Consider the following 5,930-nt stretch of genomic DNA (forward strand, 5'->3'; position numbering starts at 1 on the left):
ACGTATTGATAAAACCGCCGCCGTCAACCACAATCCCCGAACCGTTCGCGATGACAACAGCGGCTTTCTGGCCTGCGACCTCGACGTAACCGCGTAACTGGCTGGGATTATTACTATTAACCTGGTTGACAATGATTTTCGCGGCGTCGTTCGACCCGTAATTCGGGTTGCCGGATATCATGCCCGCGAGTTGTGTATTCACATTAACGGGCGAATTGTTCAGAAGCGCGCCGCTTTTGCTTACGTCGAACTGTGAATAGGTGTTCAGTGATACGCCAGCGCCCGATGGCTTCGTGATGTTCACCTGAGGCAGGCCATTTGCGGTGCTGATCACGTTCGGCGCATGTGCACCGGAAGGGACGATCTGGGCATCAGAGAGGGCTGGTGCAAGCCCGAAAACCGCAAGCGCCGCGAATGCAGCATGACGCATCGCAAACAGCGTGACCGTGCGGGATGCGCCCGACGCGCCGGTTTCTCCGTGCCCGGATTTGCCGTGTGAGATGGCCGTTTCTGCAACGGCAACAAGCATTCCGCGGATCGTACTAAAGACGAGCCGGTAACAGCGGTTATTCATTATTCTTGAACCAGTGATGCCGGACGAAGTCTTGCCCTTGCAGGACGTTTTCCAGCTGCTTCACACGACACCAGTCCGGCATCGACCTCTACGCGCGTTGCACGCGCATGCGCGAAATCGTGCATCGAGCAAGAATTTTGTTCTGTTAAATATCGTCAAAAACCTGTGCAAAAGCCACGTTTCGCCCGGATTTGATGCATCTATTTGATGTTGTCGGGATTGATGGTCTGTTTTGTCACGACGAGCGCTTTCGTTGCGAACGCAAATACATGTATGGGGATTTGGCCTGGGTGGCTGTCCAGCACCGTCAACACTTCCGACATGAGCTCGGCCGTCGCATCGTCAATGCGGTACGTCAGGGATACGGTGACAACGAAATCGGTCGTCGTCACGAAAGGTACGGATGTCCCCGCATAAAGCGGATAGCAGATGCCGCGCCAGCGGGCGATACCCTGGACTGGCACAGAAGGACTAGTGGGAACTGCTCACGGATATCGACAACGCGCTCCGAAAATTCGAGCGCTACAAGATAGCGATACTCGCGATCGGAGAGCGCATGGTAAATGCGCCCTGTCTCAAGACTACAAGCCTTTCGTGAGCGGCCACGTGATGGAACGTGCTACACCCGAAGCCACGGCTTGTAGTCGGCGCCGACGCGCTGCCCAAAGCCCAGGGCCACGTTCGATCGAGGTCCTGCTGGGTCCTCAAACGTCGTACCCGCATGCTTGCCCCGTTGAGTGGGAGGCAGGAGCATAACGACCGGCAAGCGGCTTGTGTCAGTCTCTATTGTATTGTGTCTAACTCTATTGTTCGCTCACAGCGGCGCGCACGCAGGCGCTGCGCAATCCGCAGTGCGTCGGCTCGCGGAATCCACTCTCGTTTCCCGGCCATCCTTGTCTCCTGTCTGTGTACCTGCAATGTTCACGGCAAGCATGCATGCGTCCGATTACAAAAACGTGGCCCTCTTGTGGCCGCATCACGGCCACCAAATTCACCCGGCAAAGGCGTACGCGTTGGCCCGCGCATCATGCAGTGCGTGATGCTCGCCACCATGCCGGGCGAAATATGCAGCGCGCCGCTCCCAGTCGCGACGGCCTGCGATATTCTCGATTCGCCAGCCACGCGGTAGCGGGGCACCCAGCAGGAACCGGAACAGGTTCAAGTCTGTCTCGTAGTCGTAGCAGAGCAGCGGCCCGGCGGCGGCCGGTACGCTCACGAGCCAGGCAAACAGCGTCTCGCGCAGCCGCTCAAATCGCATCGCACGCCCCTCGAACTGGCCGAGCTGCGGTAGCACCACAACGCGAACAAAGTCACTGCACCACGCGGGATCGAAGTCGGTACGCTCGCCGTAGAACTCGTCCCCGTTCTCGCCAACTATGGCGAGACTGATCAACTGGCACTGCCGGAAGTCGGTAAATTCCGTGTCGATGAAATAGCGGCTCGTCGAACCACCCTGCGGTTCGACTGGTAGTGGCCAGAGCAACGCGCCATGAAAGCCTGTATCCGTCATGTCCCGCTTTTCCACCTTGCCCCGCCCTCGTTGTTTCCCTTGATAAGGGGCGGATTATCGCGGCCAGCCCACTTCAGGCCCGTGCATCGCGGCAAGCCGCGCCTGCAGTTGCGCGAGGACCGCCGGATCGCTGATGCCGAGCACGGGATCAGTGTGCAGCAGGTGATCCCGGCAGACCGCCGGCCAGCCCACATCATCGTCGTCGAGCGCGAGCCATGCTGTGGGCTGACGCCGGCACGCGTCGCCCCAGACCTGTAGGCCACGCGGCACGGACGAGAACCACGCCGGATCCATCTGGCCGTGGAAGGTCGCACCGGTCACCCGGCGGCGCAGTTCCGGCGGCAAACGGCGGGCGACCTTGCTAACGCTGCGGAACACCCGCACCCAGCTTGTCGACAACACAATGTGCAGCTCTGGGTACGGCTCGAGGCAACGCGCAAGCAGCGCCGCGTGTTCAAACAGTGCGTGGCCCGGCGGGCTCGCGACATAAGGTCCGGTGCCCGGCCGGCGCCAGACATCCTCCGGATGAAGCACCCCGTCAAAATCAAGGTACAGCACGAGGCCGCCCCGCCGGCGCGGCCGCTTGTCCGGCTCCTCAATGCCCGTGCCCGCCCCCAAGTCCGGATGCGCTTCCACAGCCGGCCTAGGTCAGGAACGGACGGGTGTCGCTGGCGCCTTCGCGCGCCAGAGCCGCCTGCCGCGCGCCGCGCGCGTCGCCAAGGCAACCGGCACGGAGAACGTGCGCCCCGCTGCCGTCGTGAAGCGGGTCACCGTCACCAGCCGCTCGCCCTGACTGTACCGTTCGGGCTCGGTGCCCCCCACCCGGATCTCGCTCAGCGGATCGAGCCTCCACCGGTCAACTTCGTGCGCGAATTTTGTGCTCAGCACGGCCGCACCACGGAGAACGACATCCCCGCCGACAAACTGCTCCAAGTGTGGCGCCGCCGCGGACAGATCGAGCATCACGATTGAGGGGACCGCCCGCGAGCGTGCCAGCGACACCCGCAGGATCAGCACGTCCCGCGGGATCAGCTGCTCAATCGCTGTCCACGCGGTCGTGCCTTCCGGTTCGCCGAACGGCAGTGCGTACGGCGGCAATCGGTTCTTTTCACTCGTCACAAACATACTGCCAACTACCTCTTTGCTTTCTCTATCAACTTACCGCCCTGTGGCCGCGCCAGTCTCCCCAAGAGGATCAAGTACCCTCCTGCGAACACTTCACCACCACCGAAAAATCCCGCAAACCCAGACTGCACATAGGCTTCAGTCAGATATCCAACGCTTTATTCCCAGTGCACTGGGAAGACAAATTATAGCGCCAACTGGAGAGTTCTCCCATTTCACTGGGAGAGAATTTTGGAGTTGGCTGGAGTCTTTGGCGCCGTCTTGCGCGAGCGCCGTATTCACGCGAAGCTAACTCAGGAACAGCTCGCCTTTGAGGCCGATATACGGCGCAATTACGTCAGCATGCTGGAGCTCGGTCAGCACCAGCCAACTCTGACTATGCTGTTTGTACTTGCTGCTGCTTTGAAATGCTCACCGGCCGAGCTTCTAGCTGACGTCGATAGGAAGCTCGAAGAAGCTCGTCGATCGACGAAGAAAGCATCGAAGGCCACCAAGAAGCGCGTGACCGCTATCAACGATCAAAAAAACGTACCGATGGTTGCCAAAAACGCCGTCAAAGTTTCCAGCGTTCAGAAAAAGACGCCAGAGACTGCCAAGAAATAGACTAACGCTCCAGACCAACAGGCAACACCAGGCTCTACAACTGTTAGATCGGATCGGCACAGACGACGAGGAACGATCTGAGCATTACTGCCCGTCTGCCAGCAAAGCCTGGTAATTTCACTCGCTGAGGACTGGACTGTTTGCCGCAGTCTCAGCGGTAAAGGCTGCCTCCAGCGCTAGCCGCGGGTCAATTCGGCTCGACGATCCAGACGCAGAAGCACCGCATCAAGATACTCTTCGAGCGGCTTCTGTTTCTGTCAGGGGTCGCACGCAAGCGAGGTGCGCCGTCGACGCGGAGGCGTGGCCGTAGCGCCAACGACTGAACGGAACACAGAGAATTGTGATGCACGTCTTTTGTGACGAGTCAGGGAACACTGGAGTTGATCTGCTGAATGCCATCCAGCCGGTCTTCGCACTCGCATCGACCGCGATGGACGCAGATGACGCACTTGCCCTTGTTACCCCATTGCTTAGGCAGGGGCAGGTCGAAGCGAAATACTCGAAGCTGAAGAGCAGTCAGAGGGGGCAAGAGTCACTTCTTCACTTCTTTAACGCGCCGGCGTTCGCCGCAGACAACACAAAGGTACTCGTTGCCGACAAGCGCTTCTACCTGATTTCGCATCTCGTCGACAAGGTTATGGAGCCGCTAGCGCATGAATTCGGTGTTGATCTGTATGCGGGCGACGCCCATGTTGGCCTCACTAACCTCTGGTTCTACACCGGCGCCAACATTTTTCCATTTGGCTACTGGGATCGCATCCTAGCCGCTTTCCTGAAAGTTATTCAGCTCCGCGGGCCCGTTTCATACGCTCACTTCGATGACGTTGTCGCAGCGGGGGCCAATTTCACACCCCCATCGATGCGCGATATTGCTGCCCCACTTCTTGCTGCGCGAGGTCGCCTTCAAGAATTCATTGGTGTATTTCGTGATTTGGTCGTGTTCGATCCTGCGGTCGATCTCTTTACCGCACTGATGCAACTTTGGATGAGTGAAACTGATACTGCCTTTGAGCTAACTCATGACAGATCCAAGCCCCTGAAGCGCTGCGAGCCGTTTCTACGCGCTCTCATGACGAAGGATGCCCAGCGGCGCATGATCGGATACGGGGCGAGGCAAGCCGAACTGCCGCTGCGGATATCGCAATTGAGTTTCGGTGACTCCAAGCTCGCGCCTCAACTCCAAGTCGCAGACCTGTTTGCCGGAGCGGCAATCGATTGGGTGCTCGCAGCATCCGGGCGACGGCCTCGCACCCCATTCCATGATCAGTTGAAGGACTCTAGGTTCATGGTTGCTTTGCAAGGTGGTATGTGGCCAACAATGGAGATGAACCGCGAAAATGATCCGTTGCCAGGACAGCGAAGCCTGCCCGATGGAACCGCAGATTTTTTTCAAGATATTGGATATCGCCCGTGATGTTGCGAAACGCGCCGGAGAGCGGCCGAACAAGTCGACGGACTAACAAGGGAAAACGGAAGGAGTAGATCATGGCGATCGTCAACGTGCGTGTGCGACGCGGCCCCCTTTCCGGTAGGGCCGAGGACGGCGCGCGGCTCAACATCGTCGCGGGCCTCTATCAGGTCAACCACGAGGGCAATACGCTCGTGTTCGCCGGCGCCGACAAGCGCACGAGCGGAAGCGTCACCGTAGATCTTCGCGATTGCCCTGAGATTGGGTCGTTCCCGGACGCGATGAAACCCAACACACAAATCGAGCTGGCGTAGCGAGGAAAGCGATGAATAACAGCCCCTACGACCCCTCGCAAAACCGCTTCTAACTGGCTTAGCAGTTTCAATCGGCTCCCGCCGGTTCTAACTTTTCAACTTGTCGATCTCGCGCAGACTATTGCACCACGGCCATATCGACGGCCCCATAACCAATCTCGCCGTTTTCCATACGCGTTATCTGAATAGTGACCTTGGCAAGATGTTTTGCCGGAGTGGCGATCCATCGCATTACCATGATCTTCTCGTCACCACCGGGAACATCTGCCCCGGTCTCGTGGTGGAACAACAAATCCTGCACCACGCCAGTGTATTGACCCAGCGAAACCTGCACAGATTAAGCAGCTAAAGCGAATGCCTCAGCCGGGGTTTTCATCTTCAGCGCCTGGTGGGGCC

General features: G+C 58.7%; 9 protein-coding genes. 3 read left to right on the top strand and 6 right to left on the bottom strand.

What is annotated here, in order from left to right:
- The 5 genes from D1Y85_RS26725 to D1Y85_RS26745 form a co-directional block, all read right to left on the bottom strand.
- Positions 1-574 (bottom strand): two-partner secretion domain-containing protein (locus D1Y85_RS26725; protein ID WP_124154078.1); only part of this gene is annotated, 574 nt, incomplete at its 3' end.
- Between the two features lie 200 nt (positions 575-774).
- On the bottom strand, positions 775-966 hold the full coding sequence (locus D1Y85_RS26730) for a hypothetical protein (RefSeq protein ID WP_124154079.1): 192 nt from the start codon (positions 964-966) through the stop codon (positions 775-777).
- A gap of 599 nt (positions 967-1,565) precedes the next feature.
- Positions 1,566-2,084, bottom strand: a complete 519-nt coding sequence (locus D1Y85_RS26735) for a 3'-5' exoribonuclease (protein WP_124154080.1) — start codon at positions 2,082-2,084, stop codon at positions 1,566-1,568.
- A 54-nt stretch (positions 2,085-2,138) separates the two neighbouring features.
- The gene (locus tag D1Y85_RS26740; protein ID WP_246025073.1) at positions 2,139-2,720 is read right to left on the bottom strand and encodes an HAD domain-containing protein; all 582 of its coding nucleotides are present in this window, start codon (positions 2,718-2,720) and stop codon (positions 2,139-2,141) included.
- Positions 2,721-2,732: 12 nt separating this feature from the next.
- Positions 2,733-3,209: a hypothetical protein gene (locus tag D1Y85_RS26745; protein WP_246025074.1), complete on the bottom strand. Its 477-nt coding sequence runs from the start codon at positions 3,207-3,209 to the stop codon at positions 2,733-2,735.
- Between the two features lie 231 nt (positions 3,210-3,440).
- Between D1Y85_RS26745 and D1Y85_RS26750 the strand changes: the two genes are divergently transcribed.
- The 3 genes from D1Y85_RS26750 to D1Y85_RS26760 all read left to right on the top strand — a co-directional run bounded on the left by D1Y85_RS26750 (position 3,441) and on the right by D1Y85_RS26760 (position 5,534).
- Positions 3,441-3,812, top strand: a complete 372-nt coding sequence (locus D1Y85_RS26750) for a helix-turn-helix domain-containing protein (protein WP_124154081.1) — start codon at positions 3,441-3,443, stop codon at positions 3,810-3,812.
- A gap of 343 nt (positions 3,813-4,155) precedes the next feature.
- A complete protein-coding gene (locus D1Y85_RS26755) occupies positions 4,156-5,226 on the top strand; it encodes a DUF3800 domain-containing protein (RefSeq protein WP_246025075.1) in 1,071 nt (356 codons plus the stop codon).
- Between the two features lie 71 nt (positions 5,227-5,297).
- Positions 5,298-5,534: a hypothetical protein gene (locus tag D1Y85_RS26760; protein WP_124154083.1), complete on the top strand. Its 237-nt coding sequence runs from the start codon at positions 5,298-5,300 to the stop codon at positions 5,532-5,534.
- Positions 5,535-5,652: 118 nt separating this feature from the next.
- Here D1Y85_RS26760 and D1Y85_RS26765 read toward each other — a convergent pair whose 3' ends face one another.
- On the bottom strand, positions 5,653-5,868 hold the full coding sequence (locus D1Y85_RS26765; RefSeq protein ID WP_124154084.1) for a hypothetical protein: 216 nt from the start codon (positions 5,866-5,868) through the stop codon (positions 5,653-5,655).
- Between the last annotated feature and the right edge of the window lie 62 nt (positions 5,869-5,930).

Source organism: Paraburkholderia dinghuensis, assembly GCF_003837865.1.
Lineage (GTDB): Bacteria > Pseudomonadota > Gammaproteobacteria > Burkholderiales > Burkholderiaceae > Paraburkholderia > Paraburkholderia dinghuensis.